We start from the raw sequence: 26114 nt of genomic DNA on the forward strand, positions 1-26114 counted from the left end.
GCTCAGGCCTCCAGCTTCGCCGCCAGTTCCACGAAATCCTTCGCCACCACGTCCCAATCCTCCTCGGCCGTGAGGTCGATGGCCTGGTCCTCGCCATGCTCGGTCGGGCGGGCGACGAAGGCGGTCTTCAGCCCGGCCTTCCGCGCCGCGCGCAAATCGCCGTTATGCGCGGCGACGAGGCACACCTCGTCGGGCCGCATCGCCAGGAGTTCGGCGGTGCGGAGATAGGCTTCGGGCTGCGGCTTGTAGGCCTGCACCGGCTCGGCGCCCAGCACGGCATCCCAGGGGATGCGGGCGCGCTTCGCCATGTTGGCCAGCAACGCGATGTTGCCGTTGGAAAGCGGCGCCAGGAAGAATCGCCGCTTCAGCCGGTGCAACCCCAGCAGCACATCCGGCCAGGGGTCCAGCCGGTGCCAGGCGAGGTTCACCGCATCCAAATCCTTCGGGTCGGCGCCGGTGATGCCGTGATCGGCCAGCATCGCCTCCAGGTTCTCCCGGTGCAGCACATCCAGCCGCGTCCAGGGGCGGCGGCCGGAGCGGCATTCTTCCATGGCGGGCTGGTAGCGGCGGCGCCACGCATCGGCGAGGGCGAAGGGGTCGAGGTCGGTGCGGCCGATGGCGGAGAGATAGCCCGCCAGTTCGCGCGCGACGCCGGAGCGCCAGTCCACCACCGTCCCGAAGACGTCGAAGACCAGGGCTTTCATGGCTCGCGCGCCCACTTCTTCTCGAACTCCCAGACCTCGGGGAAGCCCATCAGCTCGCAAATGCGGCCGAAGCCGTAGGATTCCGCCGGCGGCTCGCCCGTGTCGCGCAGCGTGGCATAGGCACCCTCCAGCGCCTTGGCGGCGGCCAGGAAGCCGACCGCGGGGTAGATGGCAATGGCGTAGCCGAGGGCCTTCAGCCGCTCCACCGGCAGGACGGGGGTGCGCCCGCCCTCCACCATGTTCGCCAGAAGCGGCTTGTCGATGGAACGGCAGATCTCAGCCATCTCGGCCTCGCTCTCGGGGCTTTCGACGAAGACGATGTCAGCGCCCGCCTCGCCATACATGCGGCCGCGGCGGATCGCCTCCTCCAGCCCCAGCGAGGTGCGGGCATCGGTGCGGGCGACGATGAGGAAGTTGGGGTCGCGCCGTGCCTCGGCGGCGACCTTGATCTTCAGCACCATGTCCTCGGCCGGGATGACGCGGCGGCCGGGTGTGTGGCCGCATTTCTTCGGCACCTCCTGGTCCTCCAGCTGGATGCCGGTGATGCCTGCCGCCTCGTAGCCCAGGACGGTGTGGCGCACGTTGAGCAACCCGCCATAGCCAGTGTCGGCATCGGCGATCACAGGCGTCCTCGCCATGCGTGCGAAGGCGCCGGCGCGGCCCACCATGTCGGAATAGGTGGCGATGCCCGCATCGGCGACGCCGAGATGCGAGGCGACGGTGCCGAAGCCGGTGACGTAGAGGCAGGGGAAGCCCATGCCATCCGCGACTTTGGTGGAGATCATGTCGAAGATGCCCGGCGCGACGATGAATCTCTTCGCGTCAAAGGCGGCCTTGAGGGAAGGATGGGCCATGGTCGGTCCTTACTGGGGCTGGATGTGGCCGGCGGCGCGCGCCGCGGCCCAGATGCGGTCCTCGCGGCGCAGCGCCTCTGCTGCTGCGGCTGGCGGGCGCAGATCGGCCTCGATGCCCAGCGCGACGAGGCGCTGGCGGAAGGCCTGGTCGGAATAGGCGGTCTCGACAGCGGAGAAGAGGCGGGCGGCCACGGCATCGGGCAGCCGCGCGGGGCCGAGCAGCGCGACCCAGCCCGACAGGTCGAAATCCGCGACGCCTTGTTCCTGCACGGAAGGCACGTCGGGGAAGAAGGGGGTGCGGGTTGCGGTGGACACCGCGATCACCTTGGCACGCCCGGTCGTCATGTGCGGCGTGGCGCTGGCCGTGGTGGTCCAGCCCAGCGGAAGGTGGCCGGCGACAATGTCCGTCATCAGCTGCGAGCCGGCGCGATAGGCGACATCCGGCGTCTCGATGCCGAGGCGCCGCGCCAACTCCTGCCCGATGAAAGAGGAGAGCGCTTCCGTGCTGCCGGTGGACAGGCGCGTCGGATTGGCCTGGGCATGGGCGCGCAGCCCGGCGATGTCGTTGAAGGGCAGCGACGCCATCGCGGCCAGCACGAAGGTCGAGCGCGACAGCATCGCCACCGGCGAGAAGTCGCGCAGCGGGTCGAAGGGGATCTGCGCCATGGCGTGCTTGTTCATCACATGCGTCGAGACGACGGCGCAGAGCGTGTGCCCGTCAGGCTCGGCCCGCGCCACGGCCTCGGAGCCGACGACGCCCGCCGCGCCGGCGCGGTTCTCCACCACGATCGGACTTGGCAGGGAAGGACGCATCGCTTCGGCAAGGGCGCGGGCGAGGATGTCGGTGCCGCCGCCCGCCGCGTAGGGCACGATGATACGGATGGGGCGCGAGGATTGCGCCCGCGCCAGGGCGGGAAGCATCAACGGGGCGGCCAGCAGCGCGCGGCGTGAAGTCATGGACATTTCTCCTCGGCGCGCAGCTTCGCCCCGGCGGGCGCTTCGCGGAAGCCCCTGGCGATGCCAAGCTGGTGGGGATGCGCGTTTCCGTCCTGGGCCTCGGCTATGTCGGATTGCCCACCGCCACCCTTCTGGCCGCGACGGGGCACCGAGTGAGTGGCGTGGAGCCGGACGCGGCGCGGCGCAATTCCATTGCCGAAGGACGCTTCTTCGCCGAGGAGGAGGCGCTGCAGCCGCTGCTGCGTGACGCGCTGCGCGACGGCATGCTGACGCTGCACGCTGCGCCCGTTCCAGCCGAGACTTTCGTGATCGCCGTGCCGACGCCGCTCGGGCCCGAAAGGCGCGCCGTGCTGGACCATGTCTGGGCGGCGGCGGATTCCATCGCCCCGGTGCTGGCGGAGGATGCGCTGGTGCTGCTGGAAAGCACCTCCCCGGTCGGAACCACGCGCGCGCTGGAGGATAGGCTTCGCGAAGCGCGGCCCGATCTCCGCACGCTGCACGTCGCCTATGGGCCGGAGCGTGTCCTGCCCGGCAACCTCCTGGCGGAGCTTCGCCGCAATCCGCGCCTCGCAGGCGGAACGACCGAGGAGGCGACACGACATGCTGTCAGCTTCTACCGAAGCTTCGTCGAGGGCGAGGTGACGGGCACCGACGCCGCGACGGCCGAGATGGCGAAGCTGGTGGAGAACAGCTTCCGCGACGTGAACATCGCCTTCGCCAATGAGGTGGCTTTCATCGCGCGGCATCACGGGCTGGACCCCTTTGCGGTGATCGAGCTCGCGAACCGGCACCCGCGCGTGGATGTGCTGCGGCCGGGCCCTGGCGTCGGCGGGCATTGCATCGCGGTGGACCCGTGGTTCCTCGCCGAGGGCGCGCCGGACCGCGCGCTTCTCATCCCCGCGGCGCGGGCCGTGGACGCGGCGGCGCGGGAGGAATGGCTGGAGCGCGCCTCGGCGCTCTGCGCGGCGGGGCAGGAGGTCATCTGCCTGGGCCTGACCTACAAGGCCGATGTCGCGGATTTGCGCGAAAGCCCGGCCCTTGCCATCGCGGAAGCGCTGGCCCGCCGTCACCCATGCCGGGTGCGCGTGGTGGAGCCCCATCTGAAACATTTGCCTGCCGGGCTGCGTGAAGCCACGCTCGAGGAGGCGCTGTCCGGAGAAGCGGCGCTGCTGCTCCTGGTGGACCACGCCGCCTTCCGCGCCGTGCCGCCCGAGCGGCTCAACGGACGCGTCGTGCTCGATACGCGCGGGATCTGGAGGAACGTTTGATGGATGGAACGGTGATGCCGGGCGCCCTGGCCGAGATCGAGAAGGTCGTGCGCCTCTACCTGGATGGGCTCTACGAGGGCGACGGCACGAAGATCGCCTCCGCCTTCCACCCCTGCGCCCATCTTTATTCGGTGGATGACAGTGGCGGCCTCAATGACCTGCCGCGTGCCGAATGGCTGGAGCGCATGGCCACCCGCCCCAAGCCCGCCGAGCAGGGGCTGCATCGCGAGGACCGCATCCTCGCTATGGACATGGCAGGGGAGGAGGCGGCCTGCGTGAAGGTGAATTGCTGCATCCCGCCGCGCTTCTTCACTGACTACCTGCTGCTGCTGAAGACCGGCGAGGGGTGGCGCATCGTCGCCAAGTCCTTCCGCACCGAAACGCGGTGAGCCAGCCACGCATCCTGGTGGTTGGGGCCGGCATCGTTGGCCTCTGCACCGCTTGGCACCTCCAGCGCGCCGGCGCGCAGGTGATTGTGGTGGACCGCGCGGGGCCGGGGGAGGGAACCTCCTCCGGCAATGCGGGCGCCATCTCGCAGGGCTCGGTCGCGCCGCTGGCCATGCCGGGGGTTCTGAAATCCGTGCCGGGGATGCTGCTGGACCGGAAGGGGGCGCTGCACATTCCGGCCCGCGCCTGGCCGGCAGCGCTGCCCTGGCTGTGGCGCTTCGTCCTGGCCGCGCGGCCCGAGCGCGTGCGCGACATCGCCGAGGGCATGTCCCAGCTCCTCGCCGGGGCGGAAACCCGCCACCGCGAGATCCTGCGTGAGGAAGGCGCGGAGGATCTGCTTCGCGACGAGGGTCAGCTCTACCTCTACCGGGACGAAGCGCATCTGGCGAAGGACGAATCCGCCTGGGCGCTGCGCCGCGAGTATGGCCAGCGGACGGAGATGCTGGACCGCGCCGGGATCGAAGCGCTGGAGAACGGCATCAGCCCCGACTACACGATCGGCGTCTTCCTGCCGGAGCAGGGTCACATCGTGAACCCGCTGCGCCATGCCCGCGTGGTCGCGCGCGGCGTGCAGCGTCTGGGCGGCGAGATCCGCCGCGCCGAGGTCACCGACATCATTTCGGAGAAGGGGCGCGTCACCGGAATCCGCGCCGGGGGCGAGACGTTGAACGCGGACCACGTGGTGCTGGCGGCGGGGACGTGGTCGCGCGACCTCCTGCGCCGCCTCGGCATCGACGTGCCGCTCATCGCCCAGCGCGGCTATCACGTGATGATTCCCGATCCGGAGCTGATGCCGCGGCGGCCGCTGGTCCCTGCCGACCGCAAGGCATTCGTGACGCCAATGGAGGAGGGGCTGCGCGTGGCCGGGACCGTCGAATTCGGGGCGAATGACGCCCCGCCCAGCCCCGCGCGCGCCGCCCTCCTGCTGGATGATCTGCGGAAGCTGCTTCCCGGCGCCCGTACCGAAGGCGCCAAGCCCTTCTGGATGGGGCACCGCCCCTGCCTGCCCGACACGTTGCCCGTGATGGGGCCGGTCACCGCGTATCCCGGGTTGTGGTGCTGCTTCGGCCATGGGCATCTGGGGCTGACCGCCTCCGCGCCGGCCGGGGCGATGCTGGCCCGCGCCATGCTCGGCCCGCCCGCCAACACCGACCTGTCGGCCTTTGCGCTGGAACGCTTCGCGTGAGCACGGCGGCGGGACGTCCCCCGGCACGGGAGCTGGCGCGGCGCATCCTGGCGCTCGCCGCGCCGACCACGCTGCTCTCATCCCTGCAGGTGGTGGCGCTGCTGATCGAGACTTGGCTGGCCGCGCGCCAGGGCCGCGCCGCTCTGGCGGGCTGGGCCGTGGTGCTGCCCTTCGCCCTGTTGCTGGGCCAGATGAGCGCGGGGGCCATGGGCGGCGGCGTGGTCAGTGCGATTGCCCGCGCCCTGGGTGGCGGCAAGCCGGAGGAGGCAGCGCGCCTCGCCCTGCATGCCATCCTGATCGCGCTGCTCTTCGCGGCGGGATTCATCCTGCCGCTCGCCGTGTTCGGCCGGCCGGTGCTGTCGCTGATCGGCGGGCCGGAAGCAGCGGCGGCCGGTGTCCCCTATGCCGCCTGGCTGTTCGGCGCCGGGGCGGTGCCGGCCTGGCTTGCGAATACCCTTGCCTCCGTCCTGCGCGGAGGCGGGCGCCATGGGCTGGCGGCGCGGGTGCTGAATTTGTGCTGGCTGGCCTATCCGGCGGTGAGCTGGGTGCTGGCCGAGCCCTTGGGGATGGGGCTCTCCGGCCTCGGCCTGGGCTTCGCCCTGTGCTTCTGGGTGGGTGCGGCGGCGATGCTGGCGGTGGTGCTCAGCGGCGCGGCCGGGTTCAGGCCCGACCTGCGCGCCCGGCTGGAATGGGCGCTGTTCCGTCGCATCCTGGCGGTGGGGGCGGTGGCCTGCGCGCTGGCGGCCGTCTCCAACCTTGCCACCATCCTGGTTACGGCGCGCCTGGCCCAGCACGGCTCGGCGGTGGTGGCGGCCTACGGCGTCTCCGCGCGGCTGGAATTCATGATGATCCCGTTGGCCTTCGGCGTCGGATCGGCGCTGACCGCGCTGGTCGGACGCGCGGTGGGGCAGGGGGACTGGGAAACGGCGCGCCGCACCGCTTGGGTGGGCGGCGCCATGGCCTTCGTCATCTGCTCGGTGGTTGGGCTGGTCGTGGCCTTCTTTCCCATGGGCTTCGCCCGCCTCTTTGCCTCGGATGAGGAGGTGGCGAAGATCGCCGCCTCGGCGCTGGTGCTGATCGGCCCGGCCTTTGGCGGGTTCGGCCTCGGCATGGCGATGTATTTCGCCGCCATGGGGGCGGGGCGCATGGGCTGGCCGGTGGCGGCTGGGCTGTCGCGCCTCGGCATCGCGGTGGGGGGCGGCTGGCTCTTCGCCGATATCCTGGGCTTCGGCATCGAGGGGCAGTTCCTCGCCGTCGCGCTCGGCATCACCGCCTATGGGCTGCTCACCGCCTCGGCGGTGCGCCCCAGCGTGTGGCGCCCGGCCGGGCCGCCCGTGGGGGCGGCGCCGGCCTAAGCCTCAGAACGGGCCACAGAGCAGGAGGCCCGACCGCCGCAGCGCGCAGGCAAGGCCGATCACACCCGGCATCGCCTGATAGGCCGCGAGAGGCGGGGCGAGGCGGTGCAGCATCGCCAGCGCGAGCGAGCGCCGCCCCGCCTGCGCGGCTCCCAGGGCGAGCAGGAAATCCGCCTCGCCGCGCGTGACGCCGGGGCAGACACGGCATGCGGGAACGAGGCCGGGCAGGGCGCGCAGCGCCGCGTTCAGGGGAAGCGCCGCGCCCTCGGCACCGGCGGAGGCCAGTACCAGCGCTGCCTGCGCCACCGGCCCAGCCGAGCCTTCCTCCGCCCAGGCGCGCATGGCGTCCAGCGCCAGGGCCTCGGCCTCCGGCAGGGCGGCGGCTTCGGCATCAAGCCAGGGCCAGGAAGGAAGGCCGCGAGTCGCCATGGCAGTGTCTCCTTGCTGCCGATCCGGGATAGTGCAATTGCGAGTGAGTCGCAACAACAACGATGCGGTTGACGCTGCGACGCCGGCTCGCCTGATGGGGGGGGGCCTGTTCATGGAGGTGGAGATTGCGGCCGAACCGGCGCTCCGTCCTGGCTTTCCTCGCCTTGCCCGGCATCCCGCTCGCCGCGGCGCAGGAGGGGCGGTTGGTTCCGCTGCGCTGGGACTCGCTGGGCGCCGCGCCGCTCCTGGCCCGCATCCGGGCAGGCGGGGTGGCCCTGTTCTTCCGCCACGCCGACACGCGGGGCGAGCCCTGCGACCGTTCCTTCCGCGTGGGGGACCGCGCCGGGCAGCGCAACATCGCCCCGCGCGGCCGCGCCCAGTCCCGCGAGATCGGGCAGCGCCTTGCCGAGCTGGGCGTGAGGGTGGAGGAACCCGTCCTCGCCGGGCCGGTCTTCCGGGCGCGCGACACGGCAGAGGAAATGGTGGGCGCGGCGCGGGTGCGCGTCACCGACTCCCTGCTGGCCGACGACTATGCGGGGGGACGGCTCGATTGGGTGCTGGCGGAGCATCGCCGCCTGTTCTTCGCGCCGGTTCCGCCCGGCATGGTGCGTGTCCTCGTAGGGCACCGGGCCCCGGCCATCATGGTCCTCGGCGACGGGCGGGTCGGCGGTCGCGCATTCCCGGAGGGCGCCGCCTTGGTGCTGGAGGCGCCTGACCAGCTCCATGGGATCATCGAGTTCGCGCCGGTGAGGGGCGGCGGCTGGCACGGCTGCTGAGGATTTCCGGAACCTTGTGCTCCGGCCCTCGGCTCAGCGCCGCGATTTCCGCGCCGGACGCAAAGCCCGGCGCGGGGGTGAATCAAACCGGAAGGTTGTCGATCAGACGCACCTGACCGAGCCACGCGGCGGCGAGGAGGCGGCCCTTTTCGCCGCCATGCTCCATCGGCGCGAAATCGGCTTCCCGGCGCAGCGCCACGTAATCCACCTGGCGGAACCCGGCCTCCAGCAGCTCGCGCTCCGCCTGCGCCGTCGCCTCGGCAGAATTCGCACCCGCCCGAAGCCGCTCCGCGGCACGCGCCAGCGCCGCATGCAGCGCCCGCGCCACGCGCCGTTCCTCCGGGCCGAGATAGGCGTTGCGGGAGGAGAGGGCGAGGCCATCCTCCGCCCGCACGGTCGGCACCGTCTCGATGGCGATGGGCAGGGCGAGGTCGGAGACGGCCTGCCGCACCACCATCACCTGCTGCCAATCCTTCTCGCCGAACACGGCGACATCGGCACCGGTCAGGCCGAAGAGGCGAGTGCAGACCAGGGCGACGCCGCCGAACATCTGCGGGCGAAAGACGCCTTCGAGGTCCTCGGCCGGACCACGCATCGTGATGGCGGTGCTGAAGCCGGGCGGATAGACCACCTCCACCGGCGGGGCGAAGAGCAGGTCGCACCCCGCCGCCTCCAGCTTCGCCATGTCGCCTGCCTCGTCACGCGGATAGCGGCCTAGATCCTCGTGCGGCGCGAACTGCGTCGGGTTCACGAAGATCGTGGCGATGACGCGCGGCGCGAGTTCCCGCGCACGGTGCACGAGGGCGAGATGGCCCTCGTGCAGATAGCCCATGGTGGGCACCAGCGCGACGCGCTGCCCAGCGGCTTTCCAGCCGCCAACCGCCTCGCGCAGCGAGGCGGCGTCCCGCGCGACGATCATCAGACCGCGAGCGACATTCCGATGGCGGGCTTGGCGTCCGCCGGCAGCGGGCTGACATAGGTGCCGCCCGAGCGCTCCTTGTGGTCCGCCTTGGCCGCGGCAATCACGTCGGGGCGCTGGATGAGGTCCACCGCCGTGCCCGCCATGACCTTGGCGACATGGACGAGGCCCTTATGCGCGTGCGGCAGCTTGCCCTGCGCCGTGGCCTGCCAGGAATGCAGCGGCGTGCCGATGGCGTGCGTCGCGCCGCGCGCCTGCACCGTCGGCACCACCCAGGACACGTCGCCCACGTCGGTCGAGCCGACCATCGGCGCGCGCTTGCTGTCCAGCGGCACGATGCGGTCGGTCAGCGGCGCGTCGGTGCGCGGCAGCCCTACTTTGCGGAAGGCGGAGGCAATGTCCTCCTCGCTCAGCGTCGCCTGGAACTCGGCGGCGCGCTTGCGGTCCTCCGCGTCGAAGGGCGGCGGGCCGAGGCGGTCGAGATTGTCCTGCATCAGCCGCTCCAGCGGGTCGTTGCCGAGCAGGTTGGACACGGCGGAGATTACGGTCGTCTCCACGCGCGTCTCGGTCATCAGCGCCGCGCCGTCGCCGATCTTGCGGACGCGCTCCACCAGCTTGTTCAACGAGGCAACATCAGCGGCGCGGATCAGGTAGCGCACCTTGGCCTTGGCCTGGACCACGTTCGGCGCCACGCCGCCCGCATCGAGATAGGCGTAGTGAATGCGGCTTTCCTGCGGGATGTGCTCACGCAGATAGTTCACGCCCACGCTCATCAGCTCCACCGCATCGAGGGCAGAGCGGCCCAGATGCGGCGAGGCGGCGGCGTGGCTGGCGCGGCCATGGAAGGTGAAGTCGATACGCGTGTTGGCGAGGGACAGCGGCTCATTCACCCCGGCGAAGGAGGAGGGGTGCCAGGAGATCGCGATGTCCACGTCGTCGAACAGTCCGGCGCGGGCCATGAAGCCCTTGGCGGCGCCGCCTTCCTCGGCCGGGCAGCCATAGTAGCGCACGCGGCCCTTGAGCCCGTTGGCGGCCAGCCAGTCCTTCACCGCCGTGGCGGCCAGCAGCGAGGCGGCGCCCAGCAGGTTGTGGCCGCAGCCATGGCCGTTGCCGTCGCCCGGAATGGGGCGGTGCTCGGTGACGCCCGCCTCGTTGGACAGGCCGGGCAGGGCGTCGAACTCGCCCAGGATGGCGATGACCGGGCCTTCCTCGCCCGCCTCGCCCATCATGGCTGTCGGGATCTCAGCGAGGTTCTCGGTGACGCGGAAGCCCTCGGCCTTCAGGTAGGCGGTATGCTCGGCGGCGGAGCGCGTCTCGGCATAGGCCAGCTCGGGCATGCCCCACACCCGGTCGGAGAGGGCGATGGCCTCCTCCTGCTTCGCCTCGACATGGCGCCAGATGGCCTCGCTGTTGCTGCTCATTCGCTCAGATCCCGGAAATGGGCGGCAACGTCTCCGAAAAGGCGGGACGCCGCGCCGCGTCATCGAACCACGCCGCCAATCTGCCCCGACCTTCGCGCCAGCGCCAGACGCGATGGCGCCGCTCTCCATAGCCGAGGGTGCAGAGCAGGGCGGTCCCCTCCGCCGAGGCCGGGTCGAACTCCGCCGGGTCCAGCGCGTCGAGGATGCGGGCGGCGCGCGTCTCCTCCAGCGCCAGCACGGCGGGGGAGCGGAGTTCCTCCGGGCGCCGCATCTCGCGGTTCCAGACGGCGATGCCGTCCAGCAGCGACAGCGCCCGGCCCAGGCGGGACCGGCCCGCCACATCCGCCGACAGCCATCCGAGATGGGCGAGGATGAGCAGCGTTTCCGCGATCAGCGCATCGCCATCCAGCAGCGCCGGGACGCGCCCGGCCGGGTGAAGGGGCAGCAGGGGCGAGGTTGGATCGCGCAACGGCACCTCCTGCTCCTCCAGCCTCGGGCCCCGTTCCCGCGCCAGAATGCGGATGATCCGGGCATAGGGGCTGCCGGCTGAGAAGAACAGGATCACTGCCGATGCCTCAGTCGGAGAGCAGAGCGGCGCGGCGCTCCATGGCCCCCACCGGGTCCACCTCGGCGGCGAGGCGCGAGGCGGCGATGCAGGCGAAGCGGTGGGTCAGCGCCTTGCGCCGCGCCGGGGCCATCTTGTGCTGGAAGGATTCCCGGATGGCGGTGGCCTCGTAGCCGTCGCTCACCCACAGCCCGCAATCCTCGGGCAGCAATTCCTGTGGGAAGTCCATGTCCACGGCGAAGTGCATCTCGTCGCAGAACTCGCGGTACTCCGGCCACTTCCCGTCGCTCAGGAAGTCGCGGGCGCAGGATTTCACCTCGATGATGACGAAGCCGCCATCGGGGCGCAGCGCCAGGATGTCGGCGCGGCGGCCATTGGGCAGCGGCACCTCCAGCACCGGCGCCCAGGCCCGCGCGATGCACAGGCGCATTGCCGCGCGGGTCACGGAGGCGGTGCGGGCAGGAATGGAGAGAACTTCGTCCATGTCCGCTATTTGTTCCCAAGCTCCGGCCCGCGCAACCGGACTAGCGTGGGAGGTCGTCGATGGCCTCAGCCAGGCGCAGGTCGCGCTTCGACAGCCCGCCTGCATCGTGGGTGGTCAGCACGATCTCGACCTTGTTCCACACATTGGACCATTCGGGGTGATGGTTCTGCGCCTCCGCGAGCAGCGCGACCCGCGTCATGAAGCCCCAGGCTTCGGAGAAGTCGCGGAAACGGAAGCGGCGGCGAATGGCGTCGCGCCCCTCCACCATTTCCCAATCCGGCAGGGTGCTTGGCAGTGCTTTCCGCGCCGCCTCGTCCAGCTTCTCGACCATCGCGCCTCTCCGTGCCTTAAAGGGGCATGCGCCCCACCACGCCCCCCACCGTCGAGGATATCCTGGAGATGGCTGAGGACGCCCTCGCCGCCATTCCGGAGGAGCTGCGCCGCATGGTGCAGGGTGCCGCGATCATCGTCGAGGACGTGGCCGAGGAGGATGTGGTGGAGGCGATGGGCCTCGACAGCCCCTGGGAGCTGACGGGCCTCTACCGGGGCGTTCCGCTGACCGCGAAATCCAGCCTGGACGCGCCCTCCGAGCCGGACACGATCCACCTCTACCGCGAGCCGATCCTGCTCGAATGGATCGAGACGGGGGAGGATCTATTCCGCCTCGTCCGCAACGTGCTGATCCATGAGATCGGCCATCATTTCGGACTTTCGGACGAGGATATCGCGCGACTCGAAGGCGACTGAGCCGGGCAGCGGGCCGCTCAGGGCACTTCAGCAGCGGCGGACGCGCCGCACAGCATGGCGCAAGCGCCCATGGGTCTTCATGTGACGCGCCGGCATATAATTTCGCGCGCAGGCTTTAGCCGCGAAACTTTCATTCCTTCGCACTGTTTCAGGGTCGGGGGCGCAGGGCGGCCCCGGTGAAGGGGGTGCGATGTTTCCTGCCGCTTCTCGCGCCGAGGGCTTGGAAAGGCCCGGGCCGCTGAGCCTCGACGCGCTTCCCAACCTCCACCTGACCTTCTCGGACCGCCCCGCGCAGGCCCTGCCCTTCGGTCTTCCGGCCCCTGTGCCGCCACCACGTCCCGAACCCGTCGCGCCCATCCTGCTGGACAAGGAAGCCCAGCTGACGGAACTCGACGAGCCTTTCCTTGAGGAAGACCCCGCCGAGGATAAGGAGGGCGCTTCGGGCAAGACGGAAGAGAACCCAAGGAAGAGGGCTGCCGGATCGACCCGCCCGCGCCCGAACTCCATCGAGGGCGCCCTGGCCGGCGTGGGCGGCCCCGAATACATCCGCGTCCTGTCCTCGCACCTGCCCGATGGAGGTGTGAACCAGGCGGCCTTCCTCCGGGCGGGCCAGGGCATGAGTGCCGTCTCGCTTCTCGCCCCTATGATGGCGACGGCTGAGGACATGGCTCTGCTGGCGCCGCAGCAGGACTGGCCGGGTGGCCTGGGCGTCTCCTGGAGTGTTGATGCGATGAACGGCGCCGCGCGTCGCGCCTCGCCCGGCAGTGGTGGGCCGGGGCCGGACGCGATGGAATTCCATGTGAATTTCGCGCTTCCGACGCAGGCGACGATTGAAAGTTTCTCCGTCTATGTGGCGCTGCAGTTCGAGCGCGGCACGCCCGGGCCTCAGGCCCCCGTTCTCCCGCACATCGAGGCGCCGGGCGCCGCGCCGAAAGCCCAGCCACGCCCAGCCCCGGAGCCCGAGGCCACGGGCTGGCGTCCGCACGTCGAGGCTGAAGCCTTCGAGCAACCCCGCGGCTCGGCGGTCGAGCCGGTGGGCGGCTTGCCGGACACTTCGCCGAAACCGGAACCATCGCCCGAGCCTGCGAGCAGCGGGCAGCCCCGCGACGTCGCCCAGCCTGCCATTGCGCTGCCGGCTCCCGCCGCCCCTGCTTCGCCTCCCGGATTGGGCGATGCCGGTCCGACGCGTCCAACGGGCGCCCCGCTGCCGTTGCTGGAGCAGACCGTCCAGGCGATCACGTATCCTGGGAATGCGCTTGGGCTTGGCTACGGGAAAGGCGCCGATCCCAGCCCCTTGCTTCCCGCCATCGCGATCGGCCTGCCCGATGTTGTTGCCGCGCTGCACAGGGGGCCTGGCCATCGGGCCGAAGCGGCAGCCAATCCGGCAGAGGGCCAGCCCGGTCGGGCGCACGAGAATCAGCCGGCAAAGGTGGTCGCGGAACCAAGCCCGGTTACCGCCCTGCTGCCGGTTCTCGAGGTCGGGTTGTTCGTGCCTCCCGGCCACGCAAAGCGCGACGAGCCGGAGGCGTCAAAGGATAGTGCCCCGCCGGGCATCGAAACCAAGCTGCCGCTGGGGCTGGCGGCAGACGGGCCGGGCAACGCGCACGACAAGCAACCCGAGAAGGAGCTTCCTCTCCCAGCTGCAGTCGTCACGCCTTTGCTGGTGGACGATCTGCCAGGCAAAGGGCACGACAAGCAGACGGATAAGACGCTCCCTATCACCGCCACGATCGACGACCTCCTGCCGGAAGCGACAGGGAGCGGCAATCAAGGAAAGGCCAGCGGGCAGCCATCCGAGAAGGCGCCAGCACACATCCCAGCCACGCTGGAGGTCACGCAGCCCGGCAAGTCGCATGGCAAGCCATCGGAGAGTTCCGCTCCGAACGAGGCGGCACCATCCGGCAAGCCGCATGATGAAGGCGCCGACTTCCCAGCCGTGCCACTGCATCCAGTCCATCTCGAGCTTGAGACGGCCGGGTCGGGCAAGGGACAGGCTGCGAAGGAGAGCAACCCTCCCGCCTCGACCTCGATGCCTGCGGCCGAGGGGCCGGACAAGGCGCACGGCAAGCAGGCGGCGGAGGAAGCCGAGCCCGTGCTCACGCTTGTGCTACCAGAAATCCCCGGCGGCGCTCCGACGCACATCGATCTCGGGAGCAAGGGCAAGGCGGAGAAGGCGACGGGTCTCGACGGGCTTCTGGCGGGCGGCGGTTCCAAGTCGCACGCGGCGGAGCATGGACCGAATTCGGTGGAGCCAACTTTCGATCTCCTCGCGAATGAGCCGCACCCGGCGGGCAAGCCCGGCCACGGGCCACCCTTCGCGACCTCCGAAACGGGCTTCGACACCTCGCACCCGTCCCACCACTCGGCGAGCGACTGGCATCTTTGATCTTTGGCCCTGCGGGCCCCGGTGATCCGCGCGGGGTGACGGGTTGGCGCAGCCGGCAAGCACGATGGTCGGTCAGCAACACCGGGCTGCGTTGAAGCAGCCTGCTCGCCACAACGCATTTCGGCTGAAGAAGCGAGCGGATTAGGGCGCATGCCCGAAGGCGTGACACCCCTCGCGACGGCGGGGACGGTTACTCTCCGCGCGACAGAGCGATGGCGCGGGCGGCCAGCGCCTCGCCCTGTGCTTCCATCACCTCGCGCAGCCAGGCGCGGCCGCGCGTCGGATCGCTGCCCGGCTCCCCCCGCCAATGCACCACCGCAACGACCGGCCGGCCATCGCCCGTGTCGCGTAGGGCGCGCAGCGCCTGGCGGGCGCGGCTGCGGATGCCGTCCCCGGCCTGCCGCCCGTCCAGGAAGGCCGCCGCCGCCAGCACGTCGGCGGAGGAATGCGGCTGGCGGGCGCGCCAGCGCACCGGCCCGGCCGTGATGTCGAAGGTGAGGTCCTGGTCCTCCACCGCGCCGAGGGCGGTCCGGCGTTCCCGGGCCACGCTGTCCCATTCCGCCGCGGGCGGGAAGACCAGCGTCCGGGCCGACAGCACGCCGCCCGGGCAGCGCAGCGCCTCGCCCTCCAGCTCGCAGCCGGGAATGGCTTGAAGGGGCAGAGGACGGTTCGTGGGCGCTCCGCCGCCGAGCCCCTCCAGGCGGGCGGCGGCAGCAGTGGCCACCAGCGCAGGCACGACCACCAGCACCGTGCCGAGGGCCAGTGCCAGCGGGCGCGGCTGCGCGACGGGGGGCGTGGCGGGAATGACGGGGCGCGCAGGCGCCTCGCGGAAGGGCAGGCCGGCCAGGAGCACCAGCACGATCACCAGCAGGAAGAAGAACCAGCCATAGATGAGGTGGTCCGCCGCGACCGAGGCCGCGGAGCCCTGCCACTCGGCCACCACGATCAGCCCCACGATGCGAACCGCGTTGGACAGGATCGGCACGATGACCGACAGGGCCAGCACCACCAGCCGTCGCCCCGGGGACCGGAACATGGTCAGCGCATAGACCGCACCGAAGGCCAGGGTCGCCACCATGAAGCGCAGCCCGGCACAGGCCTCGGCCACATAGAAGGACCCGGACGGCGCCTCGATCATCAGCGCGTCCACGTGATGCGGGATGCCGGTGAGGTCGAGGCCGATATCCACCAGCCACGCAGCCATCGCCTGCAGCGTCGGGACGGCCCACTCGCCGAAAGGCACCAGGAAGATGAGAAAGGCCAGCGGCCCGGCGAAGGCGAGGGTGAGGCGCCAGCCGAGCACCACCGGCACCAGGATGAGGCAGAGCCCGAGTACGGCCAGCTGCCGACCTTCCATGATGCCCAGCCGCTCCGCGGCGAGCCATGCCAGGACCAGCGGAATGGCGAGGAGCCCGAAGGCCGGCGCGGGACGGGGCGCATGGATCCGCAGCCGGTCCCGCCGCTCCCAGGCCAGCCAGGCGGCGATGGGCAGCACCACCCAGCCATGGTTGTACGCGGTGGTGTTGGTCCAGATGTGGACGGCGTTTGCCGCTTCCTCGCGGAACACGAAGAGCAGCACGGCCAGGGCCGGCAGCAGGACGAGGAGAGATGCGGTCCAGGTCGCGCGGACAGGGACGGGCGGCATGGGGAGGGTGGCGGTGCTCACGAGGTTCCAACGCCGTTATAGCTTGAAGGTCGCGATGCCATTGGGCAATTCATCCCTTCAGCCAGCCAGCGTGGCAAATGGGCCGCATCTGCAATAGGGTTTCGGCATGGTCAGGCACGCCGTGAGGGACGCATGAATCTGTCCGGCAGTCCAGCATCGGCCGGCCTGGCGGCGCATACGCGCGCCCTTTTCTGGGCTGCGCTCCTCCTGCCGCTGCTCCTTACCGCCGGCGGCGCCTGGATCTCCTGGAACCAGGCTTGGCGCGAGGCGGAGCGCGAAGTGGCCCACGCCGCGGAAGTTTCGGCGGAATACGTGCAGCGGCTATTCGACGGGCTGGTCATGCGGATCCACCGGGCGAACGAGATCCTGGCGGGCCTCTCCGACGAGGAGATCCGCCGCCGCGAGGCCGAGCTGCATGTGCGGCTGCGCAACCCTGTCGCCCTGCAGCCGGGCAGCGCAACGGAGCAGGAAGCCTACATCTTCGTGCATGACCGGCACGCCCTGCCGCTGGTTTCCAGCGCCGTCGTTTCGGTCTCTGGCGGAAGTGCGCTGCCTGGCCGCGACTTCAACACGGCGCTGCGCGGCTCGGATGCGCCGCGCATCCATGTCAGCGAAGTCTATCTCGGGCTCAGCACGCGCCGCCCCTATTTCGCCCTGACGAAGCGGCGCGTCGCGACGGGGAACGGCCTGCCGCCGCAGGATTATGACGGGGTGATCAATGCCTCGGTCTATGTCGAGGAGCTCGAGGCACGGTTGCAGCGCCTCGCCTCCAACCATGCAGAAGACATGGTTTCCCTGATCCGCGACGACGGCTTGATTCTGGCGCGCTCCGCCTCCGTCACGCCTGGTGCGCGTCTCCAGCCCAGTCACCCGGCCCTGACGCGCATGGCGCAGGGGGAGGAACACCTGACCCTGACCGCCACTTCCCCGCTGGCTGGGGTGACGCGGGTCGCCGCCTTTCACCGGGTGGAGGGATATCCGGTTTATGCCACCGCCGCACGCCCGCGCGCCTCCATCATCCGCCGATGGTTCAGCGGCGTGCTGCCCTTGCTGGCCGCAGCGCTGCCCGCGACGCTCGGCCTTGCCTGGATGGCGCTGCTGGTCGGGCGCAAGCAGCGCGCCCTGGCCGACGCGAATGCGGAGCTGGAGACACGGGTGGAGCGGCGCACCGCCGCGCTGCGCGACAGCGAAGAGCGTCTGCAAGAGCTCGTCGCCACGGTGGACCTCGCCTCCTTCCTCACCCGCGACATGGAGGGGCGCATCCTCTCCTGGTCGGAGGGATCCCACCGACTCTATGGCTGGAGCGCGGAGGAAGTGCTTGGCCGCGACACGCATACGCTGCTGGGCACGAGCTTCCCGCAGCCCCGGGCCGAGATCGAGGCGGCGCTGCGGCGCGACGGGGTCTGGCAGGGTGATTTGCGGCAGCACCGCCGCGACGGTAGGTCGCTGGTGGTCAGCGCCCACAAGGCGCTGCGTCGTGGCCCGGACGGAGAGCCGCTCGCCGTGGTCGAGGCGCTGACCGACGTGACCGCGCACCGAGCCATGGAGCTGGAGCTTCGCGCGAGCGAGGAAAGTGCGCGCCTTGCCATCGAGGGTGCGCGGCTGGGCGCCTGGGAACTGGATGCGCCTTCAGGGTTCTGCACCTGGTCCGCGCGCATGTCCGAGATCATGGGCGAGCCAGCACGCCCGCGCACCAGGATGGGGCTGGATGCCTGGCTGTCGCGCATCCACCCCGATGACGCGCCCGAGGCACGCGAGGCCTTTGCCCGCGCCTTGCGATCGGGCGAGGGCGGCGAGATCCGCACCGAGCACCGTATCCGAGCCGCCGACCTGTCCTGGCGCTGGGTCTCGGTTCATGGCGCGGTGCTGGGCCGCGACGCCCAGAGCGGCGCGGCGCTGTCGGTGCGCGGCGTGGCGGAGGACGTGAATGAGCGCAAGCTGGCCGAGGAGCGGCAGCGCCTCCTCGCCCGCGAGGTGGATCATCGCGCGAAGAACGCCCTGGCCGTGGTGCTGGCGGCGGTGCGTCTGACCCCGCGGGTGGATGTCGCCACCTATGCGCGCGCCATTGAGGGACGGGTAAGCAGCATGTCGCGCACCCACACGCTGCTCGCCGATGCGCGCTGGGCCGGCGCCGACCTCCGCACCCTTGCCGAAGGAGAGCTTGAGTCGTTCCTGGGCCAGGAGGCGACCGGCCCCGACGCGCCGCCGCGTGCCGAATTGTCCGGAGGCCCGCTGCTGGTGGCGGCGGAGGCGGCGCAGGGCTTCTCGCTCATCCTGCATGAGCTTGCGACCAACGCCACCAAGTATGGTGCCTTGTCCCGTCCGGGCGGGCTGGTTCAGGTGCAGTGGGAGGCGGACGAGGCCGAGCGGATGCTGCGGCTGCGCTGGACCGAAAGCGGCGGCCCCGCCGTCACCGAGCCGCCTGTGCGCCGGGGCTTCGGCTCACGCATCATCGAGGCGATGGCGGAAGGCCAGCTGGAGGGGCAGGTCGAGCGCCGCTGGAATCCCGGCGGGCTGGAATGCCTGATCTCCGTTCCGCTATCCCGCGTCTTCGCCACCGCCGGCAACGACACGAAGGTGGCGATCCCCGGCTGATCCGCTGCCGCTCAGCGCGGCCCGGATTCCAGGACGGAGGCGTGGACCCAGCCAAAGGCCTCGCCATTCTCGCCGACCTTGAACCAGCCGCCCGGCGCTTCGCCCATCACCTCTAGGGTGGAGGAGCGCGGCACGGTCCGCAGCACCTCGCCACGCGGTGCGTGGCGCAGATTGGCGCCGTGGCGCGCGGAAGTGACGACGGTGAGGCGCTGGCGCGACGCCGGCTCGGCGGCAGCCGTCGAGACCAGGGTGGCACCGGGCGCGGGCCGCTCCGCCGGCATGACGCCGGTCGGAACGGGCGGCATGGAGCGCATCGTCATGCGCGTTGGGCCCGGGGCAGGGCCACCGCCCTCGAAGCAGCGATCCACCATCTCCAGGAAGACGCGCGTGGCCTCGGCGCCGCTCGTTCCGACGGCGAGGCTCGCGAGGCGCGGCTCCGCGCCCTCGAAGGTCACGACGCCCACATAAGGGATCAAGGGATCGGCCGGGGCGTGGGAGGCGCTGGCACGGCCGCACACCGCATAGGTTGCCGGTGCTGCCTGCGCGAAGACCTGCACGCCACGCTGCTGAGGATCGGCGTCCGTGCGCAGCCGCGCGCGCAATGGTGCCTCGACCGCCTGCGTGGCCGCGACGACGCGCGCCTGCGGCGCCTCGGCGCTAATGGGCGAGCGCTCCTCCTCACGGCAGGAGGGGAGCGCGGCCAGGATGAGGAGAAGGGCAGGTGCGATCCGCATGTGGAAAGAACGCCGAGCCCAGCCACGCGGATGCGTGAGGGTTGTCGGCAGTCGTCACGTGCGTTCCACGGCTGCGTCACGCTACCATACATGGAGAGAATCCTGGAAGGAAAGTGCAGATGTCGCTGCTCGACCTGTTTCTGGTCGCCTTGGTGGCGCTGGCCGTGCTTACCGTCGCCATGGGAGTGCGCACCGTGCCCCAGGGACAGGTCTGGACGGTGGAGCGCTTCGGCCGCTTTACCCGGTCGCTCGGGCCGGGGCTGAATTTCCTCATCCCCTATATGGAGCAGATCGGGCGCAAGCTGACCGTGATGGAGACGGTGCTCGACATCCCCGAGCAATCGGTCATCACTGCCGACAACGCGACGGTGGGCGTGGACGGCATCGTCTATTACCGCGTCATGGTGCCGGAGAAGGCGGCCTACGCGGTGCTGAACCTGGAGGGCGCGCTGACCGCGCTGGCCATGACCAACATCCGCTCCGTGATCGGCGAGATGGATCTGGACGGCACGCTGTCGGGGCGCGAGCGCATCAACACCTCGCTCCTCAACATCTTGGATGGCGCAACGGATCCCTGGGGCGTGAAGGTGAGCCGCGTGGAACTCCGCAAGGTGGAGCCGCCGGAGACGCTCGTGCGCGCCATGAACCTGCAGATGACGGCCGAGCGCGAGCGCCGCGCCACTGTCGCCCGCGCGGAAGGCGAGCGGCAGGCGGAGATCCAGCGCGCCGAGGGCGAGAAGCAGGCGGAAATCCTGGCCGCCGAGGGCCGGCTCCAGGCCGCGCGGCTGGACGCGGAAGCGCGCGAGCGTCTGGCGGAGGCGGAAGCTAAGGCCACGTCCATGGTGGCGCAGGCGGCCCAGGGCGCCGGAGCGCAGGCGCTGAACTACTTCGTCGCGCAGAAATACGTGGAGGCTTTCGGCCAGGTGGTCGGCAATCCGACCAGCAAGTTGATCCTCGTGCCGATGGAAAGCGCCTCGCTCGCCGGCGGCATCGCGCAGGCGATGCAGTTGGTCGATGCGGCGCGCAAAGGCTGAACGCAATGGGGATTCCCGCTCTTCTCGGCATCATCGGGCTGATCCTGCTGGGCGCGGAATTGCTGCTGCCTGGCGTGTTCCTGCTGTGGATCGGCCTCGCCACACTGGCCACGGCGGTGGTCGCGCATCTGAACCCGATGGAGTGGATGGAGCTGGTCGGGGCCTTCGTGGCCCTGCTCGGCCTGTCGGTGGGGGCGGGGCTGTGGTTGCAGCGCGAGGCCCCGCCAGCTCCGGTGAACCGGCCGGGCGATGGGCTGGTGGGGCGCATCGGCATCGTCGCCGCGTCCTCGTCAACCGGGATGCGGGTGCGGCTGGGCGACAGCGTGTGGGACGCACTGCCCGAACCCGGCCTCGCCCCGCCCGGGATGGGCGAGGCGGTGCTGGTGACGTCTGTAGAAGGGACGCGCCTCGTGGTGCGTCCCTCGCCGGGCTGATCAGAAGATCAGCGCGTCCTGCACCTGTTGGGTGGTGAGGCCGAAGAAGCCGATGGAGCCCTGGGCCGAGTTGAGCAGCGCGCCTCCGTCGAAGGCGGTGATGCTGACGGCGGCGAGGCTGGTGACGCCCGAGCCGCGCAGATCCACATCGAAGCCCGAGCCGGCGACGAGGCCGAAGACATTGTCTGCCCCCCAGTTTGGCGTGTTGAAGATCAGCTGATCCGCACCACCGCCGGAGACGATGACATCGTTGCCGGTGCCACCGCGCAGCCGATCGGCGAAGCTCGTGCCGATCAGCGTGTCATCGCCCGCCCCGCCATCGAGGGGGGAGGCGAGATCCGTGTTGCCCACCAGTGTCTGGGCACCCGTGCCGCCCGTAAGCTGGTTGGCGAGTCCAACCAGCTGGGCGACCTCAAGGCCGAGAGGCACGGTCCAGCCATTGATGTAGACGAAGGCGAAGTCCTGGCCTTCACCGGCCTGCTCGATCACCGTGATGCCGGCATGCTGGATGTTGTAGGTGTCGTCGCCCGTGCCGCCGATCAGCGTGTCGGCACCGCCGCCGCCCACCAGCGTGTCGTTGCCTTCACCGCCCGAAAGGGTCTCGCCGCTCAGCGTGTTGCCGAACAGCGTGTCGTTGCCAGTACCGCCGGTCAGCGTGGCGGCGAGGTTGCCGAAATTCACCAGCGTGGAGCCGGTGTCGGAGGCAGCCAGGATGTGGGCATTGTTGATCATGAGCCCGAACTCGACATCCGGGTCGAGCGTGAAGGCGAAGTTGCCGTCCAGCACGGCGATGTCGATGCCCTGGCCGGCGAGTTCCGTGATGCGGGCGGTGGGATCGGTGACGACGTAGATGTCATCGCCCGTTCCCCCGATCATCGCGTCGGCGCCGCCATTGCCATAGACGACGTCGTTGCCCGCGCCGCCCGAGAGCGTGTCGGCGAAGGCGGAGCCGTTGAGCGTGTCGTTGCCGTTGCCGCCCATGAGGGTGGAGGCGAGGCTGGCATTGGCGAAGAGCTGCATGCCGCCATTGGAGGCGGTGATCAGGCGGGCGTTGCCGCCCAGCGCGGCGACCTCAACATGCAGCGGCACGACGAAGCCATCGACGAGCGACCAGAGGGAGTCGGTGCCGCCCCCAGCCTCCTCGACCACCAGGGCCGAGAGGCTGGAAACGAAGAAGACTTCGTCGCCCGCCCCGCCCACCAAGGTATTCGCACCCGAGCCGCTGACGAGGATATCGACGCCGCCATTGCCGAAGATGGTGTCGTTGCCGCCATTGCCGATGATGAAGTTCGAGCCCTCATCGCCGATCAGCACGTCGCCGAACTGGGTGCCGGTGATGTTCTCGATGGAGATCAGCGTGTCACGCCCGCCCCAATTGTCGATGGCGGAGCGCGCCGCGACATTCTGGCCGCGCACCGTGACCGAGACGCCGGAAAGGTTCACGATCGCGCCCATCGTGCCGAAGCCGCTGGAGTCGTAGATGACGCTGTAGTCGGCCAGGTCCGTGCCTTCGCCGCCATCCAGCGTGTCGTCACCGCTGCCGCCGCGTAGCGTGTCGTCGCCCGTATTGCCCCAGAGCGTGTCGTTCCCGCCATCGCCGAACAGGAGGTTGGCGTCCGCATTGCCGATGAGGACGTCGCCCAGCGCGGAGCCGAAGGCGCCTTCGATGGAGTTCAGCGCGTCCAGCCCACTCCAGGTGTCGACGGCCGTGAAGCCGGCCAGGGTCTCGCCATTCACGACCTGGGTGGTGCCAGTGAGGTTGACGATGGCGCCACGCGTCGGCGCGCCGGCCCCGTCCTCCTCGCTGCTGAAGACGGCGACGTCGAAGCCCGTGCCGCCATTGAGGGAGTCGTTGCCGCTGCCTCCGCGCAGGGCATCGTCGCCCTCGCCTCCGATCAGCGTGTCGTTGCCGCCGTGCCCATCGAGGAAGTTGTCGCCCGTGCTGCCAACCATGTAGTCCGCACGCACCGTGCCGCGCGCGGCCTCGATCCCGATCAGCACGTCGGTGTTGCCCCAGTTGTCCAGGGCGCGATTGCTGGCAACGGTGTCGCCATTCCAGGTGACGGAGGAGGCGGAGAGGTTGACGATCGCCCCACGGAAGCCGGGCTGCGTCGGATCCTCATCGCTGGTGTAATCCGCGGTGTCGAAGGCTGCGCCGCCATCCAGCGTGTCGCTGCCGCGCCCGCCGCGCAGGATATCGCTGCCCGTATCGCCCAGGATGCGGTCATCGCCCGCGCCGCCATCCAGGCTGTCGTCGCCGTCGCCGCCGGAGATCAGGTCGTTGCCACCGCCGCCGGAAATGGCGTCGAAGCCGTTATTGCCGAAGATCGTGTCATTGCCATCACCAGGCTGACCGCCAGTGACACCGCCCGAGATAAAGCCGGGGCGGATAGTGTCCGGCAGATTCGTGCCCTGGATGATGCTTCCCGACATACACAGGCCTCCGTCTTGGTAACGCTTTGAAGCCAAGACGTTTTGAGAAGGCCAAGGTTGAGGCGGGACGCGAATATCCCCGGTTGTGGCTTCAGGTGGCCGCGAAGCCCTCGCGGATCGCCTGGGCCAGGGCAGCCACGCCTTCGGGCAAGCGCGGGCGCGCGCGGAGCCGGTCGGACAGCGCCAGCTGGATGCCCATTTCGGGCAAGGGCGGCAGGTCCTCTGCCTCGCCCATCCAGCACAGGCCGGGCGGCAGGCGCGTCGGGGTGGAGACGGTCAGCGCCAGCCCGGCCAGGGCCACGGCGAAGCAGCCTGACTGGGTGGTGCTGTTGTAGGTGACGCGGACGCGCCGCCCCGCCTGGCCCAGCGCCGAGACGGCAGCGACGCGCCAGGTGCAGCCGGGCCGCGCGAGCGCGAGCGGCACCGGGTCGCGCCGATGAAGCTGCGCGCCCACCGGGCCGACCCAGCGCAGCGGACCGCGCCAAAGCTCCTCGCCCTCGCGCCCATGGCCTTCGGTCAGCATGGCGAGGTCCAGACGGTCCCCGGTCAGGCGCTGCGCCAGCTCCTCGCTCGACATGCACAGCACGTCTACCTCGATGCCCGGATGCGTACGGGCGAAGGTGGCGAGGATGCCGGGCAGCCATTGCAGCGTGTAGTCATCGGGCGAACCGAGGCAGACCTGCCCGGTGATGGGCGCGGCGCGGAACTCGGTGATGATCTCCTCGTTCAGCGCCAGCAGGGTGCGCGCCCGCTCCAGCAGCCACAGCCCCTTGTCGGTGGGTTGAAGGCCGCGCGCGTCGCGGCGCAGCAGGCTTTCGCCGAGGATCTCCTCCAGCCGCCGCATCTGCATGGAGACGGCGGATTGCGTGCGTCCAACCTTGCGCGCGGTGGCGGTGACGCTGTCGCCCTGGGCGATCAGCACAAAGGAGCGAAGCAGGTCGGGGTCGAGGCCGGAGGGCAGCATGAGGCATCAATTTGGCTGATGATGGACTTCATTATTAGTCGTTGGACTGATGAATGCCAATGAGGGATTTTTCGTGAAGCACGGATACGAAAAGGAGTCCCGTCATGAGCGCCCATCTGCACCCCGTCGCCCTGCTTCGGCCGCTGAGCCGGCCGGCGCGTCCCTGGGGCCAGGCGCTGATGCTGATGCTGCGCGCGTTCCGCACGCGCCAGGCGCTGGACGAACTGGACGACCACATCCTGCGCGACATCGGTGTCACGCGGCTGGAGGCGCGCCTCGAATCCCGGCGCGCGCCCTGGGATCATTGACGCCGCCCTGGCGGGAAACGCCCAAGGGCGTCGTTGTCGCGCTGCGCGTCACCCCCGGCGCGCGGCGCGACGCGGTGGAGGGCATCGCGGAAGGGCCGGATGGCACGCCCCTCCTGCGGTTGCGCGTCGCCGCCCCGCCCGTCGAGGGCGCGGCGAATGCGGCGGTGCTGCGCCTCCTTGCAAAGGCGCTGGGGGTGCGGCCGTCTGCCGTCACCCTCCTCGCTGGCGAGACGGCGCGCATCAAGCGCGTCGCCATCACGGGGGAGGCTGCGGCCTTGGCGGCCCGTCTGGCGGAGCTTTGCCGGAGCGGGTAAGCCCGGCCTGCCATGTCGCACAACAGCTTCGGCCATCTGTTCCGCGTCACCACCTGGGGCGAGAGCCACGGCCCGGCCATTGGCTGCGTGGTGGATGGCTGCCCGCCCGGGCTTCCCCTCGCCGAAGCCGACATCCAGCCCTTCCTGGATGCGCGCCGCCCCGGCACCTCCCGCCACGTGACCCAGCGTCGCGAGCCGGATGCCGTCCGCATCCTCTCCGGCGTGTTCGAGGGGCGGACCACCGGCACGCCCATCGCGCTGGAAATCCAGAACGAGGACCAGCGCTCCAAGGATTATGGGGAAATCGCGCGCAGCTTCCGCCCGGGCCATGCCGACATCGCCTATCACCTGAAATACGGGGTGCGCGACTATCGCGGCGGCGGGCGGTCCAGCGCGAGGGAAACCGCGATGCGCGTCGCGGCCGGTGCCATCGCGCGGCGCGTGCTCGGCCCCGGCGTGGTGATCCGCGGCGCCCTGGTGCAGATCGGCGCGGACCGCGTGGAGCGTGATCGCTGGGATTGGGCGGAGACCCAGTGCAACCCCTTCTGGTGCCCCGATGTCGAGGCCGCCGCGCGCTGGGAGGAGTTGCTGAACGCCACCCGCAAGGCCGGCAGCAGCGTCGGCGCGGTGATCGAATTGGTGGCCGAGGGCGTGCCGCCGGGCCTAGGTGCGCCGATCTACGGCAAATTGGATGCCGAGATCGCGGCGGCGCTGATGGGCATCAACGCGGTGAAGGGCGTCGAGATCGGCGACGGCTTCGCTTCGGCCGTCCTTTCCGGCGAGGAAAATGCCGACGAGATGCGGATGCGCCAGGACGGCACGGTGGAGTTCCTAGCCAACCACGCGGGCGGGGTGCTGGGTGGCATCTCCACCGGCCAGCCCATCGTGGCGCGTTTCGCGGTGAAGCCGACCTCCTCCATCCTCACGCCGCGCCGCGCCGTCACGGTGGAAGGCGAGGAGACGGAGCTCCGGACGGTCGGCCGGCACGACCCCTGCGTCGGCATCCGTGCCGTGCCGGTGGGTGAGGCGATGCTGGCCTGCGTCCTGGCCGACCACCTGCTGCGCCATCGCGCCCAGAATCCGGAGGCCCCCAGCGTGCCGCGCCTGCCGCGTGAAAATGCCTGACTGAAGAAC

The 26114-nt window shown here is 70.4% G+C and carries 26 protein-coding genes; 13 read left to right on the plus strand and 13 right to left on the minus strand.

Going from position 1 to position 26114, the window contains the following annotated elements:
- Window positions 1-2 precede the first annotated feature (2 nt).
- Genes JTJ31_RS14395 through JTJ31_RS14405 form a run of 3 tightly spaced genes read right to left on the minus strand, consistent with a single transcriptional unit; the run spans window position 3 to window position 2515 of the window.
- Window positions 3-704: a haloacid dehalogenase type II gene (locus JTJ31_RS14395; RefSeq protein WP_207539408.1), complete on the minus strand. Its 702-nt coding sequence runs from the start codon at window positions 702-704 to the stop codon at window positions 3-5.
- Window positions 701-1558 (minus strand): isocitrate lyase/PEP mutase family protein, encoded by an 858-nt coding sequence (locus JTJ31_RS14400; RefSeq protein ID WP_207539409.1) that lies wholly within the window; start codon window positions 1556-1558, stop codon window positions 701-703. The genes JTJ31_RS14395 and JTJ31_RS14400 overlap by 4 nt, the downstream gene beginning before the upstream one ends.
- Window positions 1559-1567: 9 nt before the next feature.
- Complete coding sequence (locus tag JTJ31_RS14405; RefSeq protein ID WP_207539410.1) at window positions 1568-2515, minus strand: Bug family tripartite tricarboxylate transporter substrate binding protein; 948 nt, start codon at window positions 2513-2515, stop codon at window positions 1568-1570.
- Here JTJ31_RS14405 and JTJ31_RS14410 point away from each other — a divergent pair.
- The 4 genes from JTJ31_RS14410 to JTJ31_RS14425 are packed head-to-tail and all read left to right on the plus strand — an operon-like array spanning window position 2506 to window position 6771.
- The gene (locus tag JTJ31_RS14410) at window positions 2506-3783 is read left to right on the plus strand and encodes a nucleotide sugar dehydrogenase (RefSeq protein ID WP_207539411.1); all 1278 of its coding nucleotides are present in this window, start codon (window positions 2506-2508) and stop codon (window positions 3781-3783) included. The genes JTJ31_RS14405 and JTJ31_RS14410 overlap by 10 nt on opposite strands.
- Window positions 3783-4172: a nuclear transport factor 2 family protein gene (locus JTJ31_RS14415; RefSeq protein WP_207539412.1), complete on the plus strand. Its 390-nt coding sequence runs from the start codon at window positions 3783-3785 to the stop codon at window positions 4170-4172. Before JTJ31_RS14410 ends, JTJ31_RS14415 begins: the two co-directional genes overlap by 1 nt.
- Window positions 4169-5416 carry an NAD(P)/FAD-dependent oxidoreductase gene (locus JTJ31_RS14420; protein WP_207539413.1) on the plus strand — a complete coding sequence of 416 codons (1248 nt, stop codon included), beginning with the start codon at window positions 4169-4171 and terminating at the stop codon, window positions 5414-5416. Before JTJ31_RS14415 ends, JTJ31_RS14420 begins: the two co-directional genes overlap by 4 nt.
- Complete coding sequence (locus JTJ31_RS14425) at window positions 5413-6771, plus strand: MATE family efflux transporter (RefSeq protein ID WP_207539414.1); 1359 nt, start codon at window positions 5413-5415, stop codon at window positions 6769-6771. The genes JTJ31_RS14420 and JTJ31_RS14425 overlap by 4 nt, the downstream gene beginning before the upstream one ends.
- A gap of 3 nt (window positions 6772-6774) precedes the next feature.
- Here JTJ31_RS14425 and JTJ31_RS14430 read toward each other — a convergent pair whose 3' ends face one another.
- On the minus strand, window positions 6775-7200 hold the full coding sequence (locus tag JTJ31_RS14430) for a hypothetical protein (protein ID WP_207539415.1): 426 nt from the start codon (window positions 7198-7200) through the stop codon (window positions 6775-6777).
- A 125-nt stretch (window positions 7201-7325) separates the two neighbouring features.
- On the opposite strand from JTJ31_RS14430, the gene JTJ31_RS14435 reads away from it, so the two are divergent.
- Window positions 7326-7976 (plus strand): histidine phosphatase family protein, encoded by a 651-nt coding sequence (locus JTJ31_RS14435; RefSeq protein ID WP_207539416.1) that lies wholly within the window; start codon window positions 7326-7328, stop codon window positions 7974-7976.
- 82 nt (window positions 7977-8058) lie between these two features.
- Here the strand turns inward: JTJ31_RS14435 and panC are convergent, their stop codons facing one another.
- Genes panC through JTJ31_RS14460 form a run of 5 tightly spaced genes read right to left on the minus strand, consistent with a single transcriptional unit; the run spans window position 8059 to window position 11696 of the window.
- The gene (panC, locus tag JTJ31_RS14440) at window positions 8059-8895 is read right to left on the minus strand and encodes a pantoate--beta-alanine ligase (protein ID WP_207539417.1); all 837 of its coding nucleotides are present in this window, start codon (window positions 8893-8895) and stop codon (window positions 8059-8061) included.
- Entirely contained in the window at window positions 8895-10316 is a 1422-nt protein-coding gene (locus JTJ31_RS14445; RefSeq protein WP_207539418.1) for a M20 family metallopeptidase, read from the minus strand. Before JTJ31_RS14445 ends, panC begins: the two co-directional genes overlap by 1 nt.
- A gap of 4 nt (window positions 10317-10320) precedes the next feature.
- A complete protein-coding gene (locus tag JTJ31_RS14450) occupies window positions 10321-10881 on the minus strand; it encodes a glutathione S-transferase family protein (RefSeq protein WP_207539419.1) in 561 nt (186 codons plus the stop codon).
- 10 nt (window positions 10882-10891) lie between these two features.
- Window positions 10892-11365: an MmcB family DNA repair protein gene (locus JTJ31_RS14455; protein WP_207539420.1), complete on the minus strand. Its 474-nt coding sequence runs from the start codon at window positions 11363-11365 to the stop codon at window positions 10892-10894.
- 40 nt (window positions 11366-11405) lie between these two features.
- Window positions 11406-11696 (minus strand): 4a-hydroxytetrahydrobiopterin dehydratase, encoded by a 291-nt coding sequence (locus JTJ31_RS14460; protein WP_207539421.1) that lies wholly within the window; start codon window positions 11694-11696, stop codon window positions 11406-11408.
- Between the two features lie 68 nt (window positions 11697-11764).
- On the opposite strand from JTJ31_RS14460, the gene JTJ31_RS14465 reads away from it, so the two are divergent.
- Together JTJ31_RS14465 and JTJ31_RS14470 are read left to right on the plus strand one after the other, a co-directional pair.
- Window positions 11765-12112: a metallopeptidase family protein gene (locus JTJ31_RS14465; protein WP_408015419.1), complete on the plus strand. Its 348-nt coding sequence runs from the start codon at window positions 11765-11767 to the stop codon at window positions 12110-12112.
- 190 nt (window positions 12113-12302) lie between these two features.
- On the plus strand, window positions 12303-14498 hold the full coding sequence (locus JTJ31_RS14470; RefSeq protein WP_207539423.1) for a hypothetical protein: 2196 nt from the start codon (window positions 12303-12305) through the stop codon (window positions 14496-14498).
- A gap of 190 nt (window positions 14499-14688) precedes the next feature.
- On the opposite strand, the gene xrtA is transcribed toward JTJ31_RS14470, so the two are convergent.
- Window positions 14689-16164 carry an exosortase A gene (gene xrtA / locus JTJ31_RS14475; protein ID WP_207539424.1) on the minus strand — a complete coding sequence of 492 codons (1476 nt, stop codon included), beginning with the start codon at window positions 16162-16164 and terminating at the stop codon, window positions 14689-14691.
- Between the two features lie 132 nt (window positions 16165-16296).
- Between xrtA and JTJ31_RS14480 the strand changes: the two genes are divergently transcribed.
- Entirely contained in the window at window positions 16297-18759 is a 2463-nt protein-coding gene (locus JTJ31_RS14480) for a PAS domain S-box protein (RefSeq protein WP_207539425.1), read from the plus strand.
- An 11-nt stretch (window positions 18760-18770) separates the two neighbouring features.
- On the opposite strand, the gene JTJ31_RS14485 is transcribed toward JTJ31_RS14480, so the two are convergent.
- Window positions 18771-19493: an SH3 domain-containing protein gene (locus tag JTJ31_RS14485; RefSeq protein WP_207539426.1), complete on the minus strand. Its 723-nt coding sequence runs from the start codon at window positions 19491-19493 to the stop codon at window positions 18771-18773.
- A gap of 119 nt (window positions 19494-19612) precedes the next feature.
- Here JTJ31_RS14485 and JTJ31_RS14490 point away from each other — a divergent pair, with 119 nt between their 5' ends.
- Window positions 19613-20527: an SPFH domain-containing protein gene (locus JTJ31_RS14490; RefSeq protein ID WP_207539427.1), complete on the plus strand. Its 915-nt coding sequence runs from the start codon at window positions 19613-19615 to the stop codon at window positions 20525-20527.
- A gap of 5 nt (window positions 20528-20532) precedes the next feature.
- Complete coding sequence (locus JTJ31_RS14495; RefSeq protein ID WP_207539428.1) at window positions 20533-20961, plus strand: NfeD family protein; 429 nt, start codon at window positions 20533-20535, stop codon at window positions 20959-20961.
- On the opposite strand, the gene JTJ31_RS14500 is transcribed toward JTJ31_RS14495, so the two are convergent.
- Together JTJ31_RS14500 and JTJ31_RS14505 are read right to left on the minus strand one after the other, a co-directional pair.
- Window positions 20962-23394 (minus strand): beta strand repeat-containing protein, encoded by a 2433-nt coding sequence (locus tag JTJ31_RS14500; protein ID WP_207539429.1) that lies wholly within the window; start codon window positions 23392-23394, stop codon window positions 20962-20964.
- Between the two features lie 91 nt (window positions 23395-23485).
- A complete protein-coding gene (locus JTJ31_RS14505; protein ID WP_207539430.1) occupies window positions 23486-24358 on the minus strand; it encodes a LysR substrate-binding domain-containing protein in 873 nt (290 codons plus the stop codon).
- 104 nt (window positions 24359-24462) lie between these two features.
- Here JTJ31_RS14505 and JTJ31_RS14510 point away from each other — a divergent pair, with 104 nt between their 5' ends.
- From JTJ31_RS14510 to aroC, 3 genes are read left to right on the plus strand one after another with little or no spacing between them, the layout of a single operon-like run.
- Window positions 24463-24666, plus strand: coding sequence for a DUF1127 domain-containing protein (locus tag JTJ31_RS14510; protein ID WP_207539431.1), 204 nt, complete (start codon window positions 24463-24465; stop codon window positions 24664-24666).
- A complete protein-coding gene (locus tag JTJ31_RS14515) occupies window positions 24663-24980 on the plus strand; it encodes a DUF167 domain-containing protein (RefSeq protein WP_236020209.1) in 318 nt (105 codons plus the stop codon). The genes JTJ31_RS14510 and JTJ31_RS14515 overlap by 4 nt, the downstream gene beginning before the upstream one ends.
- A 12-nt stretch (window positions 24981-24992) precedes the next feature.
- Window positions 24993-26105: a chorismate synthase gene (aroC, locus tag JTJ31_RS14520; protein ID WP_207539432.1), complete on the plus strand. Its 1113-nt coding sequence runs from the start codon at window positions 24993-24995 to the stop codon at window positions 26103-26105.
- Window positions 26106-26114: the final 9 nt, after the last annotated feature.

Origin of the sequence: Sabulicella rubraurantiaca (genome assembly GCF_017355885.1) — a bacterium.
GTDB lineage: Bacteria > Pseudomonadota > Alphaproteobacteria > Acetobacterales > Acetobacteraceae > Roseococcus > Roseococcus rubraurantiacus.

Excerpts from the sequence above, each read along its gene's own strand:
- JTJ31_RS14415 (WP_207539412.1), top strand. The coding sequence starts at position 3,783 with ATGGATGGAACGGTGATGCCGGGCGCCCTGGCCGAGATCGAGAAGGTC.
- panC (WP_207539417.1), bottom strand. The coding sequence starts at position 8,895 with ATGATCGTCGCGCGGGACGCCGCCTCGCTGCGCGAGGCGGTTGGCGGC.
- JTJ31_RS14495 (WP_207539428.1), top strand. The coding sequence starts at position 20,533 with ATGGGGATTCCCGCTCTTCTCGGCATCATCGGGCTGATCCTGCTGGGC.
- JTJ31_RS14405 (WP_207539410.1), bottom strand. The coding sequence starts at position 2,515 with ATGACTTCACGCCGCGCGCTGCTGGCCGCCCCGTTGATGCTTCCCGCC.
- JTJ31_RS14400 (WP_207539409.1), bottom strand. The coding sequence starts at position 1,558 with ATGGCCCATCCTTCCCTCAAGGCCGCCTTTGACGCGAAGAGATTCATC.
- JTJ31_RS14465 (WP_408015419.1), top strand. The coding sequence starts at position 11,765 with ATGGCTGAGGACGCCCTCGCCGCCATTCCGGAGGAGCTGCGCCGCATG.
- JTJ31_RS14395 (WP_207539408.1), bottom strand. The coding sequence starts at position 704 with ATGAAAGCCCTGGTCTTCGACGTCTTCGGGACGGTGGTGGACTGGCGC.
- JTJ31_RS14500 (WP_207539429.1), bottom strand. The coding sequence starts at position 23,394 with ATGTCGGGAAGCATCATCCAGGGCACGAATCTGCCGGACACTATCCGC.
- JTJ31_RS14480 (WP_207539425.1), top strand. The coding sequence starts at position 16,297 with ATGAATCTGTCCGGCAGTCCAGCATCGGCCGGCCTGGCGGCGCATACG.
- JTJ31_RS14485 (WP_207539426.1), bottom strand. The coding sequence starts at position 19,493 with ATGCGGATCGCACCTGCCCTTCTCCTCATCCTGGCCGCGCTCCCCTCC.
- JTJ31_RS14510 (WP_207539431.1), top strand. The coding sequence starts at position 24,463 with ATGAGCGCCCATCTGCACCCCGTCGCCCTGCTTCGGCCGCTGAGCCGG.
- JTJ31_RS14460 (WP_207539421.1), bottom strand. The coding sequence starts at position 11,696 with ATGGTCGAGAAGCTGGACGAGGCGGCGCGGAAAGCACTGCCAAGCACC.
- JTJ31_RS14470 (WP_207539423.1), top strand. The coding sequence starts at position 12,303 with ATGTTTCCTGCCGCTTCTCGCGCCGAGGGCTTGGAAAGGCCCGGGCCG.
- JTJ31_RS14505 (WP_207539430.1), bottom strand. The coding sequence starts at position 24,358 with ATGCTGCCCTCCGGCCTCGACCCCGACCTGCTTCGCTCCTTTGTGCTG.
- JTJ31_RS14490 (WP_207539427.1), top strand. The coding sequence starts at position 19,613 with ATGTCGCTGCTCGACCTGTTTCTGGTCGCCTTGGTGGCGCTGGCCGTG.
- JTJ31_RS14445 (WP_207539418.1), bottom strand. The coding sequence starts at position 10,316 with ATGAGCAGCAACAGCGAGGCCATCTGGCGCCATGTCGAGGCGAAGCAG.
- aroC (WP_207539432.1), top strand. The coding sequence starts at position 24,993 with ATGTCGCACAACAGCTTCGGCCATCTGTTCCGCGTCACCACCTGGGGC.
- JTJ31_RS14455 (WP_207539420.1), bottom strand. The coding sequence starts at position 11,365 with ATGGACGAAGTTCTCTCCATTCCTGCCCGCACCGCCTCCGTGACCCGC.
- JTJ31_RS14430 (WP_207539415.1), bottom strand. The coding sequence starts at position 7,200 with ATGGCGACTCGCGGCCTTCCTTCCTGGCCCTGGCTTGATGCCGAAGCC.